The 25,112-nt window shown below is 63.9% G+C and carries 18 protein-coding genes; 6 read left to right on the forward strand and 12 right to left on the reverse strand.

What is annotated here, in order from left to right:
- Positions 1–157 precede the first annotated feature (157 nt).
- Both BLW71_RS28860 and BLW71_RS28865 read right to left on the reverse strand, forming a co-directional pair.
- Positions 158–1,207 carry an ABC transporter substrate-binding protein gene (locus BLW71_RS28860; RefSeq protein ID WP_091805055.1) on the reverse strand — a complete coding sequence of 350 codons (1,050 nt, stop codon included), beginning with the start codon at positions 1,205–1,207 and terminating at the stop codon, positions 158–160.
- Between the two features lie 110 nt (positions 1,208–1,317).
- Positions 1,318–2,415, reverse strand: a complete 1,098-nt coding sequence (locus tag BLW71_RS28865) for an ABC transporter ATP-binding protein (RefSeq protein ID WP_091805058.1) — start codon at positions 2,413–2,415, stop codon at positions 1,318–1,320.
- 129 nt (positions 2,416–2,544) lie between these two features.
- Here BLW71_RS28865 and pdxR point away from each other — a divergent pair, with 129 nt between their 5' ends.
- Complete coding sequence (pdxR, locus tag BLW71_RS28870; protein WP_091805061.1) at positions 2,545–4,092, forward strand: MocR-like pyridoxine biosynthesis transcription factor PdxR; 1,548 nt, start codon at positions 2,545–2,547, stop codon at positions 4,090–4,092.
- 19 nt (positions 4,093–4,111) lie between these two features.
- Here pdxR and BLW71_RS28875 read toward each other — a convergent pair whose 3' ends face one another.
- Both BLW71_RS28875 and BLW71_RS28880 read right to left on the reverse strand, forming a co-directional pair.
- Entirely contained in the window at positions 4,112–7,858 is a 3,747-nt protein-coding gene (locus BLW71_RS28875; protein ID WP_091805064.1) for a DUF748 domain-containing protein, read from the reverse strand.
- A gap of 264 nt (positions 7,859–8,122) precedes the next feature.
- Positions 8,123–9,541, reverse strand: coding sequence for a DUF1254 domain-containing protein (locus BLW71_RS28880; protein WP_091805067.1), 1,419 nt, complete (start codon positions 9,539–9,541; stop codon positions 8,123–8,125).
- A 297-nt stretch (positions 9,542–9,838) separates the two neighbouring features.
- Here BLW71_RS28880 and BLW71_RS28885 point away from each other — a divergent pair, with 297 nt between their 5' ends.
- From BLW71_RS28885 to BLW71_RS28895, 3 genes are all read left to right on the forward strand, one after another.
- Positions 9,839–10,510, forward strand: coding sequence for an FMN-binding negative transcriptional regulator (locus BLW71_RS28885; protein WP_091809014.1), 672 nt, complete (start codon positions 9,839–9,841; stop codon positions 10,508–10,510).
- A gap of 139 nt (positions 10,511–10,649) precedes the next feature.
- Complete coding sequence (locus tag BLW71_RS28890) at positions 10,650–12,986, forward strand: heavy metal translocating P-type ATPase (RefSeq protein ID WP_286162146.1); 2,337 nt, start codon at positions 10,650–10,652, stop codon at positions 12,984–12,986.
- Between the two features lie 163 nt (positions 12,987–13,149).
- On the forward strand, positions 13,150–15,123 hold the full coding sequence (locus tag BLW71_RS28895) for a methyl-accepting chemotaxis protein (RefSeq protein WP_091805073.1): 1,974 nt from the start codon (positions 13,150–13,152) through the stop codon (positions 15,121–15,123).
- An 85-nt stretch (positions 15,124–15,208) separates the two neighbouring features.
- Here BLW71_RS28895 and BLW71_RS28900 read toward each other — a convergent pair whose 3' ends face one another.
- Positions 15,209–15,862, reverse strand: a complete 654-nt coding sequence (locus BLW71_RS28900) for a glutathione S-transferase family protein (RefSeq protein WP_091805076.1) — start codon at positions 15,860–15,862, stop codon at positions 15,209–15,211.
- Between the two features lie 218 nt (positions 15,863–16,080).
- Here BLW71_RS28900 and BLW71_RS28905 point away from each other — a divergent pair, with 218 nt between their 5' ends.
- Positions 16,081–17,541 (forward strand): polyhydroxyalkanoate depolymerase, encoded by a 1,461-nt coding sequence (locus BLW71_RS28905; protein ID WP_091809016.1) that lies wholly within the window; start codon positions 16,081–16,083, stop codon positions 17,539–17,541.
- A 122-nt stretch (positions 17,542–17,663) separates the two neighbouring features.
- On the opposite strand, the gene BLW71_RS28910 is transcribed toward BLW71_RS28905, so the two are convergent.
- The 7 genes from BLW71_RS28910 to BLW71_RS28935 all read right to left on the reverse strand — a co-directional run bounded on the left by BLW71_RS28910 (position 17,664) and on the right by BLW71_RS28935 (position 23,507).
- Positions 17,664–18,098 carry a cupin domain-containing protein gene (locus BLW71_RS28910; protein WP_091805079.1) on the reverse strand — a complete coding sequence of 145 codons (435 nt, stop codon included), beginning with the start codon at positions 18,096–18,098 and terminating at the stop codon, positions 17,664–17,666.
- Between the two features lie 169 nt (positions 18,099–18,267).
- On the reverse strand, positions 18,268–18,879 hold the full coding sequence (locus BLW71_RS28915; RefSeq protein ID WP_091805081.1) for a flavin reductase family protein: 612 nt from the start codon (positions 18,877–18,879) through the stop codon (positions 18,268–18,270).
- Between the two features lie 189 nt (positions 18,880–19,068).
- Positions 19,069–20,022, reverse strand: coding sequence for a 3-hydroxyacyl-CoA dehydrogenase family protein (locus BLW71_RS28920; RefSeq protein WP_177205135.1), 954 nt, complete (start codon positions 20,020–20,022; stop codon positions 19,069–19,071).
- A 109-nt stretch (positions 20,023–20,131) separates the two neighbouring features.
- Entirely contained in the window at positions 20,132–20,434 is a 303-nt protein-coding gene (locus tag BLW71_RS28925) for a hypothetical protein (RefSeq protein ID WP_091805087.1), read from the reverse strand.
- Positions 20,435–20,872: 438 nt separating this feature from the next.
- Positions 20,873–21,031 (reverse strand): hypothetical protein, encoded by a 159-nt coding sequence (locus tag BLW71_RS41790; RefSeq protein WP_177205136.1) that lies wholly within the window; start codon positions 21,029–21,031, stop codon positions 20,873–20,875.
- 328 nt (positions 21,032–21,359) lie between these two features.
- A complete protein-coding gene (locus tag BLW71_RS28930; RefSeq protein WP_091809019.1) occupies positions 21,360–22,688 on the reverse strand; it encodes a hypothetical protein in 1,329 nt (442 codons plus the stop codon).
- 132 nt (positions 22,689–22,820) lie between these two features.
- Positions 22,821–23,507: an MgtC/SapB family protein gene (locus tag BLW71_RS28935; protein WP_091805090.1), complete on the reverse strand. Its 687-nt coding sequence runs from the start codon at positions 23,505–23,507 to the stop codon at positions 22,821–22,823.
- A 297-nt stretch (positions 23,508–23,804) separates the two neighbouring features.
- On the opposite strand from BLW71_RS28935, the gene BLW71_RS28940 reads away from it, so the two are divergent.
- A complete protein-coding gene (locus BLW71_RS28940) occupies positions 23,805–24,914 on the forward strand; it encodes an AGE family epimerase/isomerase (protein WP_091805093.1) in 1,110 nt (369 codons plus the stop codon).
- The last annotated feature ends 198 nt before the right edge of the window (positions 24,915–25,112 follow it).

Raw genomic sequence — 25,112 nt, forward strand, 5'->3', positions numbered from 1 at the left:
TTGTCGGCGGGAGTTAGCGCTTTAGCGCTTACTCCTGCCCCATGCAAAGCTGTCGACCCGAGTTAGCGCTTTAGCGCTTACTCGGGTCCCATGCGTTCACTACAACAACCCAGCGCGGGTTCACCCTAGGTCAACCCGCGTCTTCACACCTCACGCCCTACTTCGAAGCCCACGACGAAAAGCGTTGCTCCAGTTCATCGCCATGATCGGTCCAGAACGCGAGGTTCTGCAGCACCGCGTTCTTGCCGTTAGCCGGCGAGTTCGGCAGATTGGAGAGCGTCTTCGGATCGAGCGCCTTGATGGCCGTCACGTTCACCGGACCGTACGCAATGTTGTGCGCGTAGTCCTGTTGCGGCTTCGACGAAATCGAATAGGCGATGTACTTCTCGGCCAGCGCCTTGTTTGGCGTGCCCTTCGGAATCGCCCAGTAGTCGAGGTCGTAGATGCTGCCGTTCCACACCACCTTCAGGTTCTTGCCTTCCTTCTGCGCGGCGTCGATCCGGCCGTTGTACGCCGTGGACATCACCACGTCGCCCGCCACGAGGAATTGCGGCGGCTGCGCGCCTGCTTCCCACCACTGAATGTTCGGCTTCAGTTCGTCAAGCTTCTTGAACGCGCGGTCCTGGCCTGCCTTGGTGGCGAGCACCTTGTAGACTTCCTTCGGCGGCACGCCGTCGGCCATCAACGCGAATTCGAGGTTATAGCGCGCGCCCTTGCGCATGGCGCGCTTGCCCGGGAATTTCTTGACGTCCCAGAAATCGGCCCAGCCGGTCGGCGCCGTTTTCAGTTTGTCGGCGTTGTATGCGAGCGCCGTCGACCACACGAAGAAGCCCACGCCGCAGGTTTGCGGTGCTTCGGGAATCAGATCGGACTTCTTGCCGATCTTCGACCAGTCGAGTTTCTCGTACAGCCCTTCATCACAGCCGCGGCCGATATCGCCCGATTCGACTTCCACCACATCCCAGTTCACATGCTTGGCTTCGACCATCGCTTTCACTTTGGCCTGCTCACCGTTGTATTCGACAGCGGTGACTTTATTGCTGGTCTCCTTTTCGAACGGCTGGTTGAAGGCGACCTTTTGCGCGTCGCCATTCGCGCCGCCGAAATTGACGACCGTCAATTCGGCCGCATTGACTTGCGCGGCGCCCAGTGCGAGCGCCACAGCACCGACAGCGATGGCGCAGCGCGATTTCCCGATCTTGCTCATGGTGTGTTGCTCTCCTTTGGTGGTGTGCTTCCAGCTCAATACAGTGCGACTTTGTTATGTGCGGCCTGATCTGACCTGCCTGCGTCGAACACAGTGCGTGTCCGGCGCATTCACGCCCCTGCGAATACCCGCAGATGCTCGGGTGCGAACTCCAGTGCGACCGGCGCGCCGGGCGCGAAGGTGTCGAGCGCGTCGGTGCCGAGCGGCACCTTGACGAAGCACTCGTCCTGTTCATGCAAACCACAACGCATGCGCACGTGGTCGCCGAAATAGATCAGCCCGCGTGCCTCGCCGGCCAGCGCGTTGGCGCCCGGCCGTGACAGGCCGTTGGCGAGCTTCATGCGCTCGGGGCGAATACATGCAACCGCCGGCGTACCCGCCCGCGCGCCGCCGATATTGCGACCGGTGAGCCGCGTGCCGTCGCTCAGACGGAATTCGCAGAACTCACCCTCGACATTCGCGATCGTGCCGCGCAGCTTGTTGCTGTCGCCGATGAAGTTCGCCACGAACTCATTGCATGGCGATTCGTACAGCCGATCGACGGTATCGAGTTGCTGCACGATGCCTTTATCGAACACGGCGACGCGGTCGGACATGGTCAGTGCCTCGCCCTGATCGTGCGTGACGTACACGAACGTCACGCCGAGTTTCTCGTGCAATGATTTAAGTTCGTACTGCATGTGTTCGCGCAACTGTTTGTCCAGCGCGCCGAGCGGCTCGTCCATCAGCACGAGCTTCGGTTCGAACACCAGCGCGCGGGCGAGCGCGATGCGCTGCTGCTGTCCGCCTGAAAGTTGCGCGGGATAGCGCTTTGCGAAGCTCTCCATGCGCACCATCTTCAACGCGTTATGGGTGCGTTCCGCGCGCTCCTGCGCCGAAATCTTGCGCACGGTCAATGGATAGGCAACGTTCTGTTCGACTGTCAGATGCGGAAACAACGCATAGTTCTGAAACACCATGCCAATGTTGCGCTTATGCGGTGGCACTGTGTTGAGCAGCGTGCCGTCCAGCCAGATCTCGCCGCCGGTGGGAAACTCAAAACCCGCCAGCATCATCAGGCAGGTGGTTTTCCCGGATCCGGACGGCCCGAGCAGGGTCAGAAATTCGCCCTGATAGATATCCAGATCAAGTTGTTTGACGACCAGCGTTTCGCCGTCGTACGTCTTGCGCACACCCCGAAAGCTGACGATCACGTCATCGGTTTTCATCGGTTAAGTCTCCTCTGCGGTCCGGCTGGCTCCCCCGCAAAGCAGCGGGATTGCATCCATTGCGTGGCTCACTATAGACCGTTACGGTTCTACAATATGGAACCATTTCATTATTCCGGATAGAACCACTTGGACACCGTGATCTTGTCGGATTGGCTGGCCGCGAGGCTCGACCGCACGGCCGCCGAACCGGTCTACAGGCAGACGTTGCGGCTCATGCAGCAAGCCATTCTGACCGGCCAGTTGCCGCCGGGCACCAAACTGCCCAGTTCGCGCACGCTCGCCGAAGACCTCGGCATTGCGCGCAACACGGTCCTGCACGTCTACGATCAGTTGACCGCTGAGGGCTACGTGATCTCGACCACCGGCAGCGGCACTTACGTCGCCGACACGAGGCCGGACACGGCAGCCGTGAATACGCGCAAGAAGCCGGCGGTGGCGAGCGTCGACAAGGCAGGCAGTACGGCCACGGAAACCCCGAAGCCGCCGAAGCGCGATCTGGGCGACCTGTCGACTCGCGGACGGCGCCTGATCGATAAAGCCGGCGTGTCCGCCAAACAATGGGGCGCGTTCATGCCGGGTGTGCCCGACGTCGCGGAATTTCCCGCGCGCACGTGGAGCCGCTTGCAGGCGCGTTTGTGGAAGGAAGCCAATCCCGATCTGCTGACCTACGCGCCAGGCGGTGGCTACCGGCCATTGCGGCGGGCATTGTCGGATTACCTGCGCGTCGCGCGCTCGGTGAATTGCACGCCCGATCAGATCATCATCACCACCGGCATTCATCAATCGATCGATCTGGCTGTGCGCCTGTTGACCGATGTGGGCGACCGCGCGTGGGTCGAAGAACCCTGCTATTGGGGCGCGCGTAGTGTGCTGCAGTCATCGGGGATTACCCTTGTGCCGGTGCCGGTGGATGACGAAGGTCTGAATCCGCGCGAACAGGATTTGCAACAGCCGCCGCGGCTCGCACTCGTCACGCCGTCGCATCAATATCCGCTCGGCATGGTGATGAGCCTCGCGCGCCGCCGCACGCTGCTCGAATACGCGCGCCAGCACAACGTGTGGATCATCGAGGACGATTACGACAGCGAGTTCCGCTACGGCAGCCGTCCGCTCGCCTCGCTGCAAGGACTCGACGATGCCGGCCAGGTGATCTACGTCGGCAGTCTGGGGAAGATGCTGTTTCCGGGCCTGCGGATCGGCTACATGATCGCGCCGGAGCATCTGGTGGACACGTTCCGCACGGGCGTGGCCGAGTTATACCGCGAAGGTCAGTTGATGCAGCAAGCGGTGATGACCGACTTCATCATGGACGGCCACCTCACCTCGCACGTTCGGCGCATGCGTGCGCTATACGGCGAGCGCCGGCAGATTCTGATCGACGCGATCACCGCGCGTTTCGGCACCGAGTTGCCGGTAATGGGCGATGAAGCCGGGCTGCATCTGGTGCTCGGCTTGCCGGATCACGCGAACGATCGCGCGGTGACGGCCGCCGCTTTCGACGCCGGCGTCATCGTGCGCCCGCTCGCGAGCTACTACAGCAGCGACCCGCCCGCGCGGCGCGGACTGCTTCTCGGCTATGCCTGTGTGCCGAACGACAAGATTGGTCCCGCGTTCGACACCCTTGCGCGCGTCATCGAGCAAACCGCATTGAAGACGCCGACGCGCGCCGCTTGAGCGCCAGGTCTGAGTTTGCTCACTTCAGGCCGAAGTCGACTCGCGTCGTCGCGCCCTTGTCCTTGATGCCGTCCGCGGTCAGCTTCGGCGCGACGATGAACACGCGGCTGCTGTCGATCTTGCCGTCCAGATACTGCTGCACGCTCTGCGCCCGCTGTTGCGCGAGCTGGCGCAGGCTGGCGTCATCGATCGGTGCGTTGGCGGCGAGCGCGCTCTTCATGTCGTCGTCCGGCAAGCTCTTGGTCAGGCCGACAAAGTTACGCGGTTTCTTGAAGTCCGCCGATTTGTAGGCCTTGCTCAGGTACTTGTCGTACTCCTTCGGATCAACGGTGACGGTCGAGAGATCGACGCTCTCGCCATTGCCCACCACGTCCTTGATCTTTTGCTGCTTGACGAGGCGGTCCACATAGCCGGTGCGCAACGCGGGTTCGTCCACAGCCGGATCGACGCGGCCAATCAGGTCCATGCGAATCGACGGCTTGTCGCTCAACGCCTTCACGATCGTGTCGAGTTTCTGGGTGTCGGCGTCCGTGAGTTTCGCCGAGCCCGGCTCGAACTCGACATAACCCAACTCCTCGCCATTGCCGCCGAACGCATTGGCGATCAGAGAGAACGGCGCAGTCACCGCTTTTTGGAGCAGATTGAGCACCGCATGCCAGATCAGGCCGCCAATGCTGAATTCCGGATTCGACAGCGAGCCGGACACCGGCAGGTTCACGTCAATTTCGCCGCGCGAGTTCTTCAGCAGCGAGATCGCGAGACGCACGGGCAGTTTGGTCGCCGTATTGTTGTCGACGTGATCGCCGAACGTGAGTTGATCGATGAAAATGTGATTGTTCGCGTTCAGTTGATCGTTTTCGAGCTGGTAGTGCAGATCGACATTCAGCTTGCCCTTGGTGATCGGATAACCGGCATATTTCGCCGAATACGGCGTGAGATTGGTCAGCTCGATATCGTGCGCGACCGCCGTGAGATCGAGCGCCGGTTTCGCAATCAGCGGATTGACCGTGCCGCGAATCGACAGCGGACCGTTGGCAGCCAACTTCGCGGCGATGTCGACCGGCGCGGATGTGGTGGATTGCGTGCCGAACGCGCCGACGGTGCCCTGAATGCCGACCAGGTTCGCCGTGAAATTCGGCTTGATGAAATTGTCCGTGTACGTCACGCGGCCCTGTTGCAGAACCAGTTGGCCGAAGTGCAGCTTGACCGGGCTTTGCGGCGGCGTAGCAGCCGTGACCGTGGCGTTTGCGGCCGACGCCGGCGGCGGTGCGGATGCGGCCGCCACCGTCGAAGCCGCTTGCGGCGTCAGCGGCACGGGTTCGGCGCCACTCTTGTCGCGCGTCAGCGATTGCGCGGCGCCGGATTCGTGCGCGACAACGTCCTTGAGGTTGAGCTTGCCCTGCGCGTCGAGCAGCACGCGACCATAGAACTTCGTGAACGTGACGCGGCCCGCGTCGACCACGGTGCCATGCTCGTCGTAATCGGCTTTCAGGTTGGACAACGCGAGCGAGCCCCATCCCGCGAATGGATCCGAGGTCGCCTTGTCTAGCATGCGCACTTCGACGAGCGCCATGTCGCCGCGATAGGTCGCCTTCAGCGACTTCGCCTGGCTCAACGCGAGATCGCCGTCCGCATTGAGCAGCGCGCTCGCGATCACCGCATTCAGCTTGCTGCCGAAGTACGGTTCGAAGGCCGCCGCGTCGAGCCGGTTGGCATTCACTTTGACGGCCACCTTGAGCGGCGTCGCCGTCACGTCACCCTTGACGCCCAGCGTGCCCTTCTTGTTCAGCGTGGCCTGCAGATCGACCGGCAGCGGACGGCTCAGGTCGTCGCTGATGTTCTGCACCTTCAGTTGCAGCGGCGTGATGTTCAGTTTCACCGGCTGCGGCGTGGTGTTGTCCGTGAAATTGGCGGTGGCGTCCTTCAGGCTCAACTCGCCGATCTTGTAACGCCACGCGGGCCCTTCCGCGTGCGCCTTCTTGACCGCATGGATCGCGGTGCGCTCCGGCGTGGCTTCGTGCTGTCCGCCAAGCGCGGCGAGGTTGATGCTGCCGTCTTTCAGACGCTGGGCATCGACCGCTAGCCCGGTCGTGTCGATGCTGGTCACTTCGGCGGTGCGCGCCGTCACATCCACCTGCTTGACCTTTACGCTGCCTTGCGTGAGCGCAATCACCGGATCCTTGCTGCCGCGCGCCGCGAGCTTCAGCGACTGCAGGTTCACCTGTGTGTCGGTGACCATCACGGCCGCCGGCAACTTCGACCAGTTCGCGCCGATATTGGCCGTGGCGGAGAGCGTGCCGTCCATGACTTGCGCCGCGGTCGCGGTGTCGAGGTACGGTTGCAACCTGGGCAGGTTCAACGCCTTCAGGTCGAGCTTCGCGCTCGCCGTTTTCGCCACGAAGCCGAACGCGCCGGCCACACCAAGGGATCCACCGCTGTCCTTGAAATCGGTATTGAGCGTGTAATGAGCGGGTGCGGTGGCGAGCGTCGAAAAATCGGTCAGCGTCACGGCCAGCTTTTGCATACCGACATCGACGGGACGCGAGGCGGCGTTGTCGCGAACATTGACGGTGCCGTCATTGAGCACGAAGCGCTTGATCGCCAGGTCCAGTGGCGGCGCGGCCTTCGCGGCGGCGGCATTGGCGGCGGATGCGGCAAGCGGCGCGCTTGCGGCCGGTTGTGCGGCAGCAGCAGCCGGTTCCGGCGCGAACATCTTCTCGACGCTCAGCACGCCGTCTTTATCACGCGCGAGATTGGCGGTGGGCGCGTCGATACGGATCTCGTCCAAGTGATAAAGGCTCTTGAACGGCTCCAGCGTGGCGGCGGCCACATGCACGGCGCGCGCCGCGAAGAACGGCGCCTTGCTTTGATCCTGCACGTCCACGTCGTTCATATCCACGGTGCCCGCCACGCGCAGCGAAGGCGCGTCGTTGGAGACCACGAAGTTGAGCTTGAGATCAGTGGACAGTTTGCCGGACTGCACGATCACCGGCAGTTTGGTCGGCACGTAGGAGATGAGACGCGGCACATCGAGCCCGTCGAAGCGCAACGACACCTCGGACTCACGCGACGCGGCAAACGGCTTGGTCTTACCGTCGATGGCAAGCGGACTGCCGTCGATGCGCGCCCGCAGCAGCGGCTCGACGAAGATATCGGTTTTCGAAGGCAGCGTAGCGATGAACGGAATGCCGAGCTTCCATTGATCGATGACGTGCGTGGCGCCGAGGAGCTTGTCGTCGAATGTGATCTGGCCGTTTTCGAGGCGAATGTTCGATACGGAAAATAGCGTCGGTTTGCTATCAGGCTTGGCCGGCTGCTTCGAGAATTTCTCGATCAGATCCGTGAAATTGAAACGCTGCGCGTCGTAACGAACAATATGGAAGCGCGGCGAATCGAGCTGCACTTCGTCGATGATCGGCGCCGCGCGAAACAGCGAACTCCATGACGGCTGCACGATGAGCCGCGAGATATCCACGAAGTCACCCGCGCCGCCGCGCTCGCCAATATGCACGCGATCGGCTTCGAGCCGGAGCGTATACGGATTGAGCGCAATACGGCCGATGGTGGCGGGACGGTCCAGTTGTTTGCTGAGCTGCTGCTCGGCAATGTGGCGAATCAGCGGCGGTGCAGCAAAGAAGCCCAGCAGACCGAACAATACGAGGAAGATCAGCAGGCCGGTAATGACACGCCGGGTGCGGCGCGACTGCGCGACATCGCGCACGGTCTGCATGGACGATGCTAGTGATGCTTTATTAAGGCTTGCCATGCTCGGTCTTGGGTAGTGCGGCGGCAAGCCCGCCGCGAAAACGAAAATCCCGCAAGCGGCAGTATAAGTCTTGAATGTTTCGCGGGATATAAATGTAAGGCGAGGCTTACACATTCCCCTGCGCGATAGCGCCGCATGCCCGCCGCGGTGAATTGGCGGACATGCTTTGCTCGATGCGTTAGCGGGTTGTTAGCGAGTAGTCCGCGGGTCGTCTCTAGCCGGCCGCTATTGAAGCACGGCTGTCACGTCACGGACACGCTGCTATCACTGACGCACGACGGCCGGCGGTTGCCAACTGCCGTCGGTGGCTTGCGCCTTGGGCGCGTACAGACGCAGCACGAGTTGCAGATCGGCGCGCGGCGCCGGCAGCCAGTTGCCGCTCTTGCTGCGAGCGGACGACACGGTCACGTCGAGCGAGCCATCGCGATTGCGGCGCGCGCCATTGCGGTCGCCGACCGCGAGACGCGCCGGCGCGCTTTCGCCCAACGCGCCGTCCTTCGTGTAGGCGGTGATCGACCAGAAGCCGCGCACCGGCGGCAACTGATTCGGCGCGAAGTGGATCACGTAGCGGTTTGCGCCGTTGAGCGCACGACCGTCGCTGTCCTGGGTGACGACCGCGCGAACTTCGTCGTCTTTCGTGCCGATACCCGGTTGCGCGTATGCGGCATAGGCGCGCAGCGCGTAGTCGGGACCGTAGGTGCCCACGCCGTCGCCGAACCAGCTCCAGCCGTTGCCGTTCAGCAGATTGGACGGCGGCGTGACGACGCGCTCATGACCGTCGGCAAGACCCGCCGTAATGGCTTCCGGCGCATTCGGCAGCTTGACCGGCTCGCCGGGCGTCACGCCGAGGTCGGAAAGGAATTTGAGCGCGTGCGGATCGGCCGGCGTCGGCGGATTGTCGGGCAAGGCCTGCGCGAGCCGGTTGAAGAACCCATTGGCATCGAGCGCGGCGACTTGCGCGGCCGGCGTGCCAGAAGCAGGCACGGCGGCATCGGCGGCATTGCTGCGCGCGGGTGCGATGGAGGCAGAACGCGTGTCGCCCGCGTAGACGCTCAGCGGCGCGACGCGAATGGCGCGCTGCAGCTTGCGGACTGCCGTCAGATCACGTGTGCCGTTCGACTGGATACGCACGCTCACCCATGCATTGCGAGTCGGCACGTCGACCCGCTTCACGCCTTTGGGCAACTCGCCCTGCCAGCCCGGGCCGACGAAGGCGATCGCCTGCGGCTTGATGCCAGCCGCACGAGTGGCGAACTGCGAGCTGGTCGACCAGACCACGTTAGTCCACATGTCGAGCACGCGGGCATCCACGTAGCGGCCGTGCGAGTCGGGCAGCGCCACGATCACCGGTTCACTGCCGAGGTCCAGCCAGCCGGTCGAATCGAACGTATCGAGACTCGGCTGCATCGGATTGGCTGCGCCGATCGGCGGCAATGCCTGAGCGTGGCGCAGGGTATTGAGCGGCGCGCGGCCCGGATCGGTGCCGACCGCCGCGTCGCGCGCGACACCCATCAGCACCAACGGATAGCCGAATACGTACGAATCGGCGACTTCGTCCTTGATCCAACCGGTGGATTTCTGCGTTGCGGTGGGAGTCGACGCGCAACCCGCCAGAAATACGAGGCCTGCGAGCGATGCGCAGGTCCAATGACTCGAGTACAGCTCTCGGCGATTTTTTATCATTCGTTCAGGTGGCGGAACGTGTGGTCCTAAGGGAGACGCCGGTGCGCGACGAACCCTGCTTGCGCGGCCTCCCAAAGCCCAACGCATCCAGTCCGCGGTTCGCGATGCCGACAACACCGGGTTGTATCGTATCCTTGGTCACCAGGCAAGCGCAAAGGCAGCAATAGCGCCGGTTCGCGCGCGCATACAGTCCTTTTTGCAGTACCGTTGACGTTTTTTTATTACATCCGCCCGGGCGTCGAAGCCTCGGGCGACTTTCATCGCTGCTCTTTCGCCCCCTCGTATCCGGAGCGCTTCATGTACATGCCTGCCCATTTCGAAGAGAACCGTTCAGAGGTTCTCCACCGCCTGATCGCCGAGCAGCCCTTCGGCGCGTTGATTACTCACGGGCCGAACGGGCTCGACGCGAATCATTTGCCGTTCGAATTCGAAGCGCCCGCTGCGGGGAGCCAGTCCGATGCGGCGACGGGTGAGACGCACGGCATCCTCCGCGCTCACGTCGCCCGCGCCAATCCCGTGTGGCAGGAAGCCGCGGCGAACCCGGAAGCGCTCGTGATCTTTCAGGGCCCGGCCGCCTACATCTCGCCGAACTGGTATCCGAGCAAGCACGAGGCGCATCGGCAGGTGCCGACTTATAACTATATGGTGGTGCATGCGCACGGCCGGATCGTCGTGCGCGACGACGAGTCTTTCGTGCGCGGCCTCGTCGCGCGCCTGACCCGCAAGATGGAAGCAGGCGAACCGGTGCCCTGGAAAATGGGCGACGCGCCCGCCGACTTCATCGCGCAGATGCTCGGTGCGATCGTCGGCATCGAAATCGAGGTGACGCGCCTCGTCGGCAAGTGGAAGCTCGGTCAGAACAAGGCGGCGGCCGACCGGCGCGGCGCGGCCGACACCCTGCTGGCGCGCTCAAGCGACGAACAGCAGGCGGTCGGCCAGGCCATGCTGAACGCGCCGCCCGCCTTCTGAGCGGACGTTTCCGCGATAAATCAGCGCCATACCGGCGCGGTTAAAGCACGCACTGCAATTCGTCCTTGACCTTCCCATTATGGGAAGGTCAATACTGGCCTCATGATGCGGCCTGATGCCGCCACGAGCCTTGCCTACCATGACCGAACTTGCCACCGCCCAGCGCCCCGCGGATGCCGCCGACGCTTCCGCCCACACCACCGAACTCGACATCGGCGGCATGACTTGCGCCTCGTGCGCGATGCGCGTCGAAAAGGCGCTCGCCAAAGTGCCGGGCGTCGTGAGCGCGTCGGTGAATCTGGCGACTGAAACCGCGACTGTCGATCTGGACGGCGCAGCCGCCGGCCCGGACGCGCTGATCGCCGCCGTCAAGAAAGCGGGCTACGAAGCGACGTTGAGCGCACCGCCGGATACCTCCACCGCCGCCGACGAGGCCGCGTCCGCCGACCGCAAGCTCGATCAGACCCGCCGCGAGCTGGCCGCCGTGCTCGCCTCGGCCGTCCTGACGCTGCCGCTCGCCGTGCCGATGGTCGGCGAATGGTTCGGTTTGCACGCAATGCTGTCGCCCTGGCTGCAATTCGCGCTCGCCTCGATCGTGCAGTTCGTGTTCGGCGCGCGCTTCTATCGCGCGGCCTATCGAGCGGTGCAGGCCGGCGCGGGCAACATGGACTTGCTGGTGGCACTCGGCACATCGGCGGCGTATGGCATCAGCGTCTACGAACTGGCGACCCATCCCGGCGACATGATGCATCTGTATTTCGAAGCGTCGGCGGTCGTGATTACGCTGGTGCGCTTCGGCAAGTGGCTCGAAGCACGCGCCAAACGCCAGACCACCGACGCCATCCGCGCCCTCAACGCGCTGCGCCCCGATCGCGCGCGCATTCGTGTCGGCGCCGACGAGCGCGACGTGCCGCTCGCGCAAGTGCGGGTCGGCACGGTGGTGCTCGTGCGTCCTGGCGAGCGCGTGCCGGTCGACGGCGCGGTGCTCGAAGGCCGCACGCATATCGACGAATCCCTGATCACCGGCGAAAGCCTGCCGGTGCCGAAGCAGGTGGCCGACCCGGTCACTGCCGGCTCGATCAACGGTGAAGGCGCGATTGCCGTGACGACCACGGCGATCGGCGCGGAAACCACGCTTGCGCGCATCATCCGCCTCGTGGAAAGCGCGCAGGCCGAGAAGGCGCCGATCCAGCGGCTGGTCGATCGGGTCAGCGAAATCTTCGTGCCGGCGATCCTGGCGATTGCCGCGCTCACATTGGTAGGCTGGCTGATCGCCGGCGCGGGCGGCGAAACCGCGATTCTGAACGCGGTCGCCGTGCTGGTGATCGCGTGCCCGTGCGCGCTCGGACTGGCCACGCCGGCGGCCATCATGGCCGGCACCGGCGTCGCGGCGCGGCGCGGCGTGCTGATCAAAGACGCCGAGGCACTGGAAACCGCGCATCGGGTGACGATTGTCGCGTTCGACAAAACCGGCACGCTGACGCTCGGCCAGCCGTCCGTCACCGCGTTCGAGCCGATTGGCGACATCAGCCGCGCAGAGGCGCTGGAGCTTGCGGCAGCGGTTCAGCGCAACAGCGATCATCCGCTGGCTCGCGCAGTGGTCAAAGCCTATGAAGCAGCTACGACGCAGCCCGCCGACATGCCCGCGGCGATTGGCGACACCGTTGCGGCTCCCACGCAGACGCGCGCGCTGCACGCCAGCGCCGCACGCGCGGTCGCGGGCCGCGGCGTCGAAGCGGAAGTCGACGGCCGCACGCTCGCGCTGGGCAGCGGACGCTGGCTCAACGAACTCGGCATCGAATTGCCGCCTGAACTTGCCGCGCGGGCTCACGAACTCGAGGCCGCGGGCAACACCGTCTCCTGGCTCATGCAGCGCGATCCGCAAGCGCCCGCGGCTCTGGCATTGATCGCATTCGGCGACACCGTCAAACCGACGGCGCGCGCAGCCATCGAACGGCTGGCACGCATGGGCATCACGAGCGTGCTGGTCACCGGCGACAACCGCGGCAGCGCGGCGAGCGTCGCCAAGGCGCTCGGCATCGACGAATTCCACGCGGAAGTGCTGCCCGACGACAAAGCCCGCGTTATCCGCGACCTGAAAATTCGCAGCGCCGGCATTGTCGCGATGGCCGGCGACGGCATCAACGACGCGCCCGCGCTCGCCGCCGCCGACATCGGCATTGCCATGGCGACCGGCACCGACGTCGCCATGCATGCAGCCGGCATCACGCTGATGCGCGGCGATCCGGCGCTGGTGGCCGACGCCATCGACATCTCACGCAGGACCTGGCGCAAGATCCAGCAGAACCTGTTCTGGGCCTTCGTCTATAACCTGATCGGCATTCCGCTGGCCGCCTTCGGCCTGCTGAACCCGATGCTGGCCGGCGCGGCAATGGCGTTTTCGAGCGTCAGCGTAGTCACCAATGCGCTGCTGCTGCGCACGTGGCGCGGTGCGCAGGATGGTTCGGCACGCTAAGCGAGTACGAGCCTAAATACCCTGTGCGCCGTACGGTTATTACGAACTACTTTCGAATTTTTAAAGAAGGCGGACGCAGCGGCCGTAAACCAGCCATCGATGCCGGTCATGCCTATGCATGGACCAGGCATTCCGCTTGTGCTTCTTTACTCCGCAACCGCCCATGGAATTTCTCTCTTTGCGCCGTGCCAGCGTTGGCGCGCGGCTCGCTATCCTGTCGTGCGTGCTGGTCGCGTTGATCTTCGCCGCGTTCACTTGGGCGCTCACCCGCACCGCCGGCAAGCAGATCAGCGACCAGGTGCTCGAACGCATCGCCGATAAAGACCGCTCGATCGCCGCGATGATCAAGTTGTTCGACAAGGCCTTATCGAACGAGGTCGACCGCTCGATGTCGCTGTTCGCGAGTTTCCTGCCCACCGGCTACACGCTCGACGAGACCCAGAAAGTCGATATCGGCGGTATCGCCACGCCGACCATCAAGGCGGGCGACAAAGTCCTGAACCTGGACTTTTCCATCCCCGATCTGTTTCTCGAACGCAGCGGCGCGGTCGCCACCGTATTCGCGCGCAATGGCGACGACTTCGTACGCGTTACCACTTCGCTGAAGAAACAGGACGGCTCGCGCGCCATCGGCACGCTGCTCGACCGCAAGGCACCGGCCTACGCACTGCTCCTCGCGAACAAACCCTATACGGGACTCGCCGCGCTCTTCGGCAAACGTTTGATCACCCAGTACCGCCCGATCACCGACGCGAGCGGCCGCGTGATCGGCGCGCTGTTTGTCGGCGTCAATGTGGACAAGGAAATTCAGTCGGTCGAAGACGGGATTCGCAATCTGAAGATCGGCGACAGCGGTTACTACTTTGTTGTCGATGCGTCGAAGGGCGCGGATCGCGGCAAGCTGATCGTGCATCCGGCAGCGGCCGGCCAGAACGCCGACAACGCGAACGCACCGTATCAGCAGATGCTCGACATGAAGGACGGCCAGCTCGAATACAGCTCGGCCGACGCCACGCTCGGCGAGCGCGGCTCGCGCGACAAGTTCGTGTCGTTCGTTACCGTGCCGGAATGGCAATGGCTGGTTGGCGGCGTCGCGCCGCGCGACGAAGTGATGGCCGACGTCGTCGCCACCCGCAATGAATTTCTACTGCTCGGCTTCATCCTCGTCGGCGTGTTCGCGGTGGTGTTTCTGATTGCGGTGCGGCGCCTCGTGAGCCGTCCGCTCGAAGAAGCCGCCAAGGCGTCCGAACGTTTCGCCTCGGGCGATCTGAGCGTGCGCGTGGCGAATGGCGCAAACGCGCGCGCCGATGAAATTGGCCGCCTGATGCAGTCGATCGACGGCATCGGCGAAGGACTCGCGCGCATTGTTTCGCAGGTGCGCAATGCATCGACGGACATGTCCCACGGCACCGAAAAGATCGCCACCGGCAGCGGCAATATTGCCGCGCGGATCGCCACGCAGGCGAGCAGCCTCGAAGAAACGGCGGCGAGCATGGAAGAGATCACCTCGACGGTGCAGCAGAACGCCGACCACGCCGCGCAAGCCAACACGCTCGTCACGCGCGCCGCCGACGCCGCGCTCGAAGGCGGCCGCGCGGTTGAACGCGTGGTGTCGACCATGGGCGAGATCAGCCGCTCGTCGCAGAAAATCGCCGAGATCACGACCGTGATCGAGGGCATCGCCTTCCAGACCAATATCCTCGCGCTGAACGCCGCCGTGGAAGCGGCGCGCGCCGGCGAGCACGGCAAGGGCTTCGCGGTCGTGGCCTCGGAAGTGCGCGCGCTGGCGCAGCGCAGCGCGGCCTCGGTGAAGGAGATCGAGAGCCTGATCGCGAGTTCCACGGCGACCGTGCAAAGCGGCTTCCGGATCGCCGAAGAAGCCAGTTCGACGATGCAGGGCATCGTTCAACAGGTCAGCCAGGTCCGCGCGATCATGGGCGAAATCAGCGTCGCCTCGCGCGAGCAATCGGGCGGCATCGAACAGGTGAATCTCGCCGTCACGCAGATCGGCGAAGCCACGCAGCAGAACGCTACGATTGTCGGCGAAGCGGAACTTGCAGCGGCCGAGTTGCGCGATCAGGCCGCGCGCCTTGCGCAGGTGGTCAGCGTGTTCAAGCTGGAAAGCGCGCGCAATTGAGGGTGAGCATCGCGGCACGGCGTTGCGTGCCGCAGCGCGCCGCGCGCCGTTGCAGCAGCAACAGCGTTTCTTCAATACACCCGCTTCAGAATTCGACGTCCAGCTCGTCGATCTCTTCCACTTCCTGTTGCGCGTCGGCGATCCACTCCTGCATCTCGGGCAGCGCCATGATCCGCTGTCCGTATTCGACGATTTCCGGATCGAGTTTGACGTCGTAGGTGACGAATCGCGTCACCACGGGCGCGTACATCGCGTCCGCCGTGGTCCGCTCGCCGAACAGAAACGGCCCGCCATACTGCTTGAGGCACTCGCTCCAGATCGTCACGATCCGGTCGATGTCCGATTGAGCGCGCGCCCACACCTTGAAGCCTGGAAAATGCGCTTTGAGGTTCATCGGCAAGGCCGAGCGCAGGGAGCCGAAACCCGAATGCATCTCGCCGCAAATCGAGCGGCAATGCGCGCGTGCGCGAATGTCTTCTGGCAGCAGCTTCGCGTCCGGTTTGAGTTCGTTCAGATATTCGGCAATCGCCAGCGTGTCCCAGATCTCGATGCCGTCGTGAACGAGGCACGGCACCAATATCGATGGCGACAGCAGCAGCAGTTCGGCGCGTGCCGCTGGATCGTCGATCGGCATGACGACTTCTTCGAAAGGCAATCCGCTGAACCGGGTCAACAGCCAGCCGCGCAACGACCACGACGAATAATTCTTGCTGCTGATAGTGAGCGTGGTATTCGCCATACGATTCTCCTCCAGATGAGGCGTTCGGTCGACGCCTGACGCCGTGCGTGCACGTTGCCGTGCGCGCGCGCACCAAAGCGCGGCAATTTCGGCCCGTTGCCCTGACTCGCGCAAATGCTATGCCAACGTGCAGGCAGGGCCGCCCCCGTGCTTATGCTGATTGGCACATGACTTGCCTCTATTTGGGTTCCATCCTCTTCAGCATTCGTGCGAAGGTTATGAACCTGTTCGCATATCCCACATATCAGGCTTTCGCCGACATGATGCTGCCCATGCGGCACGGTGCGGCACTGATGAATCATTCGCTCGACGCGTGGCCCGCGTTCGGCGAAACGTCGCATGGCCGATCGATCCGCGCCGCCTGCGAATTGTTGACACTCGCCGGTCTCACGCCCGTGCGGCCGCCGTTCGACATCGATAGCGTGGTGTCAGAGGGCAAATCCGTGGCGATCGTCGAAGAAGTCGCGGCGCACACGCCATTCTGCTCGCTGCTGCATTTCCGTAAGCAGACCCCGCCGTCGGTGCCGCAGCCCCGTGTGCTGGTGATCGCACCCATGTCCGGTCACTTTGCGACACTGCTGCGTGGCACTGTGCGCACCATGCTGACCGAACACGACGTCTACATCACCGACTGGCACAACCCGCGCGACGTTCCATTGAGCCAGGGCCGCTTCGGCTTCGACGAATTCGTGCAGCACGTGATCGACTTCACTGAAGCGATCGGGCCCGGCGCGCATCTGCTGGCCGTGTGCCAGCCGACAGTCGCCGCGCTGGCTGCGGTCGCGCTCATGGCCGCCGACGATCATCCCGCGCAGCCTGCGAGCATGACGCTGATGGCCGGTCCGCTCGACACCCGCATCAACCCGACGCGCGTCAACGACCTCGCGAAGAGCAAGCCGATCGAGTGGTTCGAGCAGAATCTGATCAGCGCGGTGCCGTTCGGTTTTGCGGGCGCGCACCGGCGCGTGTATCCGGGCTTCGTACAGTTGACCGCGTTCATGGCGATGAATCTCAACCGCCATCTCGATTCGTTCGAGACGATGCATTACGAACGCGCCAAAGGCGATCCTGCTAAAGCCGACACGATTCACACGTTCTACGAAGAATACTTCGCGACGATGGACCTGACCGCCGACTTCTACCTGGAAACCGTCGATACGGTTTTTCAGCGGCATGCGCTGCCGATGCATGCGCTCGAAGTCAAGGGGCGTCTCGTCGAGCCGTCGAAAATTCGCCGCACGGCCTTGCTCACGGTGGAAGGCGAGAAGGACGATATCTGCGCCGTCGGGCAGACGCTCGCGGCGCAAGACATGTGCGACAAATTGCGGCCCTATCTGAAGACGCACCACGTGCAGACCGGCGTCGGGCATTACGGCGTGTTCAATGGACACCGCTGGGAGCGGCAAATCTATCCGCGCGTACGGGCCGTGATTTACGACAATGAGCCGCGCGCGGTGTTGGTCGGATCGCGGGCGCGCACGATCCAGCCAGTGCCCGCGGCCAAGGCTGCCGAGGTCACGGCGGCAGCGCCGGCCGCGACGGCGGTGGTCGATGTGGAAGTGGATGCGGCGGTGAGGGTCGGGTCGAATGGATCGGGTGCTGCGCCGAGTGAAAGTTCGGCCGCTGCCATCAAGCCGCAGACGCCACGCGCTCCGCGCAGGCGGCCGCCTGCAGCGTAATGCGCGTTTCTTGGTGCTTTCGTGGCGCTTTCCCAGCGCCTTTAGCGGCGCTGTGTCGGCGGGAGGTCTGCGTGCGTGGCCGCGCGTTGATGCGCGCTGCACACGCAGACGCGTTCCCTTCGCTATGCCGCGACGCCCTTCCAGGGCGTCACCGCCGGCACGTCACACGGCCCTTCGACGTCGATCGATTTGAAATCGGCCGGTGAGACGATTTCGATGTACTCCATATCTTCCGAATAATCGAACAGATAGTGAACGATGCCCGGCGCCTGATGCACGCAATCGCCGGCGGCGACGAGCGTCTCCTTGTCGCCGTACATGAAGCGCGCCCAGCCCTTCAGCATGATCACAATGTGGAAATCGGCCTCATGACGGTGCCAGCCGGTGCCTTGCTCTGGTGCGTGATTCGCCTTGACGAGTTGCGCGAGCACCTTGCCGCCGGTCGCCTGCGCGATGCCTAAATCACGGTAGAGAAAAAAGTCGCGTAAGCCCTGATCCACGTAGGACGTGTCTTGCGGACGGACATGGCTGAATTGCGTGGCGAATTCGGTGGACATGATCGCGCTCCTCGCGAGTGAGCCGGCAGTTGAAAACGACGCATTGGAGCGTCGGTTGCAAGCATCAAGCGGGCCAGTCCACTGGAGCCGGTTTTGCACGATTCGCAGGCGCTGCGCTGATTGCCGCGCCGCCTCGCGCGGCGCGATCTGGTTTCAAACGCTGCGGTGCTTAGGCGCTCGGGCGGAACATCTGGAACATGTCGCCGATTTCCGCATAGTCCCCGCGATAGCCGGCGCGCATGATCGGCTGCGCCGCATGCGTGTCGAACAGGCCGTCTTTCAGATAGGCCTCGTTGATGTGCACGCCGACCACCTGGCCGAGCGACAGGTAGTTGTCCATCGGTTTGCCGTCGAGTGTATGCAGACGCACCACTTGCAGCAACTTGCACTCGAGCGCGGCCGGCGATTCGGCGACGTGCGGCACGGCGACGTTACGGCCCGGCGCAGGCGTGAGACCCGCGAGTGCGAATTCGTCGACAGACGGCGCGACCGGCGCCGACGAACGGTTCATCTGCTCGGCGAGCGGTTTGGTGGCCAGGTTCCAGACGAATTCGCCGGTGGCTTCTATGTTGGTGACGCTGTCTTTACGACCTTCGCTGCAAAAACCGATGATCGCCGGGAAGGTGGCGAACGCGCCGAAGAAACTGTATGGCGCGAGATTCAAAGTACCTTCGGCGTCGCGCGACGAAATCCAGCCGATCAGCCGCGGTGCGACGATGGCTTTGAAGGGATCGTGCGCAAGGCCGTGGCCCGTGGCGGGATCGTAGAAGTAGTGGGACATGGCGCTGAGTCGGCTTGACGGATTGAGGCTGGATTGTGGGCTAGAGGGCATTTATACAGCAGAGCGGCGGCCGCTGCTGGGCATGGCATTTCCCGCAAGGCACCCCGCGCCATTTCCGGTGAGGCCGTGATGATGCGCAAGAAGCCTCGCCCCCGTTCCGCAATCAGCCGCCGTCGCCGTGTCCGTTCATCAACCGCGACTGATCACGCGGCGGCGTCCTTCTTTCACCTGCGCCAGATGCGCGTCGTCCCATTCGTAGAAACCGGCGCCGCTGCGCACGCCGACGCGCCCCGCGTCGACCTGCTCGCGCAATAAGTCGAGCACGTCTTCGTCTTTGGCCAGTTCGGGCATCAGATGCGTGGAGATATCGAGGAAGGTGTCGAGCCCGCCCATATCCGCACCCTCGAGCGGCCCAACGATCCCCCAGCGGCGTCCGAGCGACGCCTTCATCACGCGGTCGACCACGTCAGGCGTCGCCGCCCCGGAGCGGACAATGTTCAACGCCTCGCGCAGCACCGCGAACTGCAAGCGATTGCCGACAAAGCCCGGAATCGCCTTCGCCAGCACCACCGGCTCCATGCCGATCGCGCTCATCAACGCGGCGGTCTGCTGGGTCACTTCCGGCGCGGTCGCCGTGCCCGGCACGACTTCAACGAGCGGAATCATGTGCGGCGGGTTCCAGAAATGCGCGATCACGAAGCGCTCTTTCGCGCGCAACGGCGTGACCAGTTGATCAGGCGGGAAACCGCTGGTATTGCTCGCGAGAATCGCGTCATCGGAGAGCAACTCAGTCAGCGCCGCATACAGGCGATGCTTCAGTTCGAGCACTTCGGGAATGGCCTCGATCACGAATTGCGCCGACGCCATCACGTCGAGTTGCGCATGGGTTTCGATGCGCGCCAACGCCGCTTGCCGTGCCGCCTGATCGATGCGCCCGGCGTCGATCAGCTCGTCGAGCACCGCTTCCGCTTTCGAAGCAACGCTCGCAAGACGCGCCGGATCGACGTCGTGGACGATCGTTCTGTGTCCGTGCAGCGCGCTTTGCGTCGCAATGCCGACGCCCATCAATCCTGTGCCAACTACCCCTATGACTGCCTTGTCCACGCCGCTCTCCCGCTGCCGTCGATAAAAGCTTCGAAGCATAGCGCAGCGCGCCGATTCTCAAGGCCGAACGCGACAAAGCCGGTCTTCCGCGAGGAAGGACCGGCTTTGTGCGCTTCACGCCGCGTCGCGCGGCGCCGTCATTCGGCCATTAGTAGCGCTGCGGCGGCGGACGATGGTCGCCGTGGTGGTGCGGGTCGTAATCGTGCGGGTGATGGCGCATCCAGTCGTCATGAGCCCAGTAGCGGTGGCCGTCGTAGTAACGATCGCCATGCCAGCCGATATTGATCGACACGCCCACCGGCGTCATGTGCGGCTGACCGTAGACCGCCGGTCCCGGACCGTTCTCCACGACCACCCGTTCCTGGGCGAATGCGCTGCCGGCTGCGAGCAGCGCGCCGCCCGCCAGCAGCGTTGCAATGATCGAACGCGATGTCTTGTTAAAGGTTTTCATTGTGACCTCCCATCAAAGTTTTGTATCAAGCCGGCGTCCGTGCTCGTTCGGCCTCGAACTGCAATGTCAGGCTCGAACCAGACGCCGTACGCTTGAGACCAACTTTAGCGGCGCAAACCGCGTGAAGACGTGAGCACTTGTAAGCGCTCATTTCAAAGAAAGGGACGAATGAACGGTCAGCGTTTTAGCGGTCTACGCCCGTCCGTCAGGCCATGCGAGATGATTTGACCGTGCGGCAAACCGGCGCAGTGTCAGCCGCCGTTACATTCATTCCGGGGTAGAAATATTCGGACAGCAGGCCTGCGGGCGAAAAATGGGCCCCAAAAAACAAAAGCCACGGTACGCGTTTCGCGAACTGTGGCTTCAATCATGCGATGCGCACCCGAAGTGCGCGCCCGTACGCGGTAATCCGCGCCTCAGGCCGGTGCAGCGTGGCTTTTAGTCGGTCAGCTTGATGCCGAACAACGTGGCTTGTGCCCTGCGCACGCGTTCTGCTTCGCGGCTGCGTGCTTCGTACGAGTACTCAGCGTCCAGCGGCAGATGGGGCGACGCAAAGAGGTCGCTGACCTTTTGGAACAATGCAAAGATGAAGCTCATGGCGACTCCCGGTTGGTTACTGCATTAGCTAGGGTTTTCCCTTAAGAAGCATTATAGGGTTTTCCCTAGAGTAACGCTAGTGCAATGCAGCAATTTTTTGGCGTGGCGTCTTGTCACGGCGCATTTCCCACATTGTGCGTCGCATCATGACAACGTCCCCGTTTTCGGGCATTCAGGGCCGGAAGGGAGAGTCGCGCGCAGCGCGGTCTTGACGCGATTTCTGTTGAAACCGGCTTTGAGAGGGGAAGGGAGCAAGAGCACCGCCGGTCGGCGATCGTTGTTCGGATCGCCGCGGCCGGTGCGTTACCAGCGCGGCGGTCACTGACCATCACTGCGGAATAACCGCTTTCGGCCTATGCGAATGCTGCGCCCGCGCGGCGCGTTTGGTATGCGCCGCCGTGACGGCAGCTTGCGGAGAAGTGGCGGCGGCGGCCGCGGCCGCGCCGGAAGCGGCACTGGCGGCCGCGGCATTCGCCATCGCCATATGCGTGTCGAGCAAACTGGCCATCGCCGCTTGCTGGTTCTCCATCATCTGTTCGATGCGATGCTGCTGGGCAGTGGTTTCACGCGTCAGGCGCATCAGCAACACGGTCTGCGTGATGCCGATCGCAACCGTCACCAGCAACGCGCCCACCACGATCGACAGCATCCACTTCATGCGGCGCGAATGATCGGTCGCGGCGCGGCGCTGATCGGCGATCACGCCATACAGCGCGTCGACGGTATCGGCGAAGGCGGTGGCCCGCGCGCGATCGAGTTCCGGCGCGGCGCGCAGCGCGGCCGCGGCCGCTTCGGCGCGCCGGGCTTCGCGCCACGGCGCGGCGAACTCGGCGCTCGCTTGTGCGGATGCCGATGAATTCGTCGATGTCTGCGCGGCAGGCGTCGGCTCGGCGGATGCAGCGCTCGCCTGCGCCGAAGCGGTTTCATCCACCGTATTCGGGGGTTCAACTGAAGTCGCTTCTCGCGATGCCGAAGCCGATGCCGATGCCGATGCCGCCTTGGCGAAAGTCGCAGCAAAACGTTGCGGCGCATTGCTGCCGCCCAAGGTCTGCGCGGACGCGGCATCAGTCGACGCACCCGTCGTCGCGCCCGCCTCGGACGCCTGGCGCAGCGCGGTCACGCTGCGCGCCACGGTTGCTGCCGCCATGGCTGGCGTCAACGGCGCCGCCGGTTTCTCGTCGGCATTAGCATCCGTTGCCGACTTCGTGTCGCCCAAAGCCAATTCACCGACCGGCGAAGCCGTCGCCGCCAGCGGCTCCATTTCGAGCCCGCTCAGTTGCGCGTTGACCGGCATCGGTTCATCGGACTTCGCGGCGCGGGGCGCGCGGCGCGCCGAGCGCGCGTCGAGCGGCCCGCTGTCGCCGGCATCGATCGCGCCGACCGCCGCCAGCACTACATCGGGTAACTCGAAACCGTGCAGCGTGCCTTGCCGGATGTCGATATTCATCGCTTCCAGCGTGGCGCGGGTGGGATCGTCGGGGAACAGGTCGAGCGTGCTGTCGTCGCGAGAGGCGTCGCTCAGTTGCGCGAGACGTTGTGCAGAGCGCGCGGCGCGCGCCAGCTTGTTTTCAGTTTCGGTCGAGACGGTGGCCTGACGCCGCTTCTTCGAAGCTGTGCGCGAAGGCCGGGACTGCGTGGATGCTACGGAATCTGCCATAGAGAAAAAAGCGGTCGTCGCCGGAAAGCGGGCGCCGAGCACCGCTCGTCAATGCCGTTGGAATTTTTCGAGACCGCATTGTCGCATGGCCGCCCGCGCCCGCCGAAGCCATTCGCCGAGGATTTTCCGTTTTCACGAAGTCGCGTCGTCCTGCCGGAACTGCTTCACGCCGTGCAGTTGTCGCAAGCGGCCGCAGATCGCCTCATATTCCGTATTCGACACGCGATGCAAGGTGATCATCACCTCGTCGCATTCGGGCGCGTCCTCGCTTTGCTGCATCACGAACTGTTTGACGCGCGGGCTTGCGGCGCCGAGTTCGTCGTGCAGCGAGTGGAACGTCATAGTGCCGCGATCGACGATCATCGTCAGTTGGCGCCGCTGCTTGACCGTGATGAAGCGGCGCTCGAGCGGCTTGATGCCGGCAAGGATGATCAGAATGATGATGGTCGCCGCGATCGACGCGGTGTACAGCCCGCCGCCCACCGCCAGCCCGATGGCGGCGACCGACCAGAGGCTCGCCGCCGTCGTCAGGCCGCACACGATCTCGCCGCGCAGCAGGATCGAACCCGCGCCGAGAAAGCCGATGCCCGACACGACCTGCGCGGCCATCCGCGACGGGTCGAGCACCACGTGCTCCCCGCCCAGCACTTCGGCAAAACCGTAGGCCGAGACGATCATGATGAGCGTCGAACCGACGCACACGAGCATGTGCGTTCGTAGACCCGCGGCCCACGAAAGCCGCTCCCGCTCGAAGCCGATGACACTGCCGAGCGCCGCGGCCAGCCCCAGACGGGCGATGAGTTCGAAATTCCCCAACATTGTTTTTCCTCCTTATCGGCAATTATTTGAGATGTTTTCCGCACCGGCGCCGGAGTGCCGGCGGGACCTGTTTGCTTTATGCTAGGCCGCACGCCGCGAGGCGGGTTGCCAGGCGGGTTGCCAGGCAGGTTGAGCCGGGCGCACTGCGAGTCGTGGTGCTGATTTCGGCTTGGCTGCCGGCAAAGCAGGTAGCATCCGCGCTCACCAACAGGTTGGCCGGCGAATGCGCCGCGCTGCAACTTTGGCTACGGCACGCGCCCGTAGGCCCTTCGAAATACGCGTTTGACCAATTTGACTATGCAGAGCACGAACCCTTCCGCCGCTTCCACCATCGCCCTCGCGAAGAGGCTGCGCGACCACTTCACAGGCGTGGTGCTGCCCATGTGGCGGGGCCCGGGATTCAACGCCGCACTGAAGCTGCCCTACGAAGCGGTTAGCGCTGAAGGCCATCAGCCGCTACCTGCCGAGCGTTACCGGGCCATGGCCTGCGCGCGGCAATTGTTCGTCTTCTCCCAGGCGGGCGACGAAGCTCACGCGCAAGTGCTGTTCGATTCGTTGACGCGTACCTTTCAGGACACCCGCCACGGCGGATGGTTCTTCAGCGTCGATCCGCAAGGCGCACCGCTCGACACCACCAAGGATCTATACACGCACGCATTCGTCGTGTTTGCCTGCGCGGAATTTGGCCGGCGCTCCGGCAATCCCGACGCGCTGGAGCTCGTGCATCGCACGTCGGCGGTGATCCAGTCGAACTTCGCCGCCGAAGGCGATCTGTTCAACGCCGCGCTGACCGCGGACTTCGCCGGCGTGACGGGCACGCCGATCCAGAATCCTTTGATGCACCTGACCGAAGCCTGGCTGGCCGCTCGCGAAGCCACGCACGACAACGCTTTCGACGCCGCATTGCGGCGCCTCGCCGGCGCGGTCGCCCGTCACTTCCTGCACGCGCCTACGGGTTGCATCGCGGAACTGCCGATCGGTGCGGCCGAGAACCGTCTGGAACCCGGTCATCAGTTCGAATGGTTCTGGCTGGTCAAGCAGGCGGGCGCCGTGTTCGAAGGTTCCGGTCTTGCCGAAGCGATGCCACGAGCGTTCAGCTTCGCGCAGCAACATGGGGTGGACCGGGAGACAGGCGGCGTGTGCGCCTCGCTTGATGAAACCGGGCGGGTGAAGGACGCGACCCAGCGGATCTGGGCGCAAACCGAGTATCTGCGTGCGCTGGCAAGCCAGGACGAACAGACGGCGCTCGCCGCGCTGCCCCGGCAAATCGAACGGTTCCAACAACGCTTCCTGCGTCCGCAGGGCTGGTTCGAGTGCAAAACGCCGGCCGGTGAGGTGGCCCGGGCAGACATGCCGTCGACCACGCCTTACCACCTGGCGACCGCCTATGAGGCCTTGCCGGCGTAAGGCCGCCGGTGAGACGCGCATCGTGCGGCTGTCTTGTGTCCGCCCACCAACCTGTCCGACGCTGCCGAGGCCGCTAAAAACTCGACCAACCCCGGTAGCGTCCGCGACTTGGGCACCCGAGCGATCGCGAAGCCGGCTGGCGCCGGCCGCGATCTCACGACGTCATGACGGGTCCGGACAAAAAGCCGACCGCCTGGC

This window comes from Burkholderia sp. WP9 (assembly GCF_900104795.1).
Lineage (GTDB): Bacteria > Pseudomonadota > Gammaproteobacteria > Burkholderiales > Burkholderiaceae > Paraburkholderia.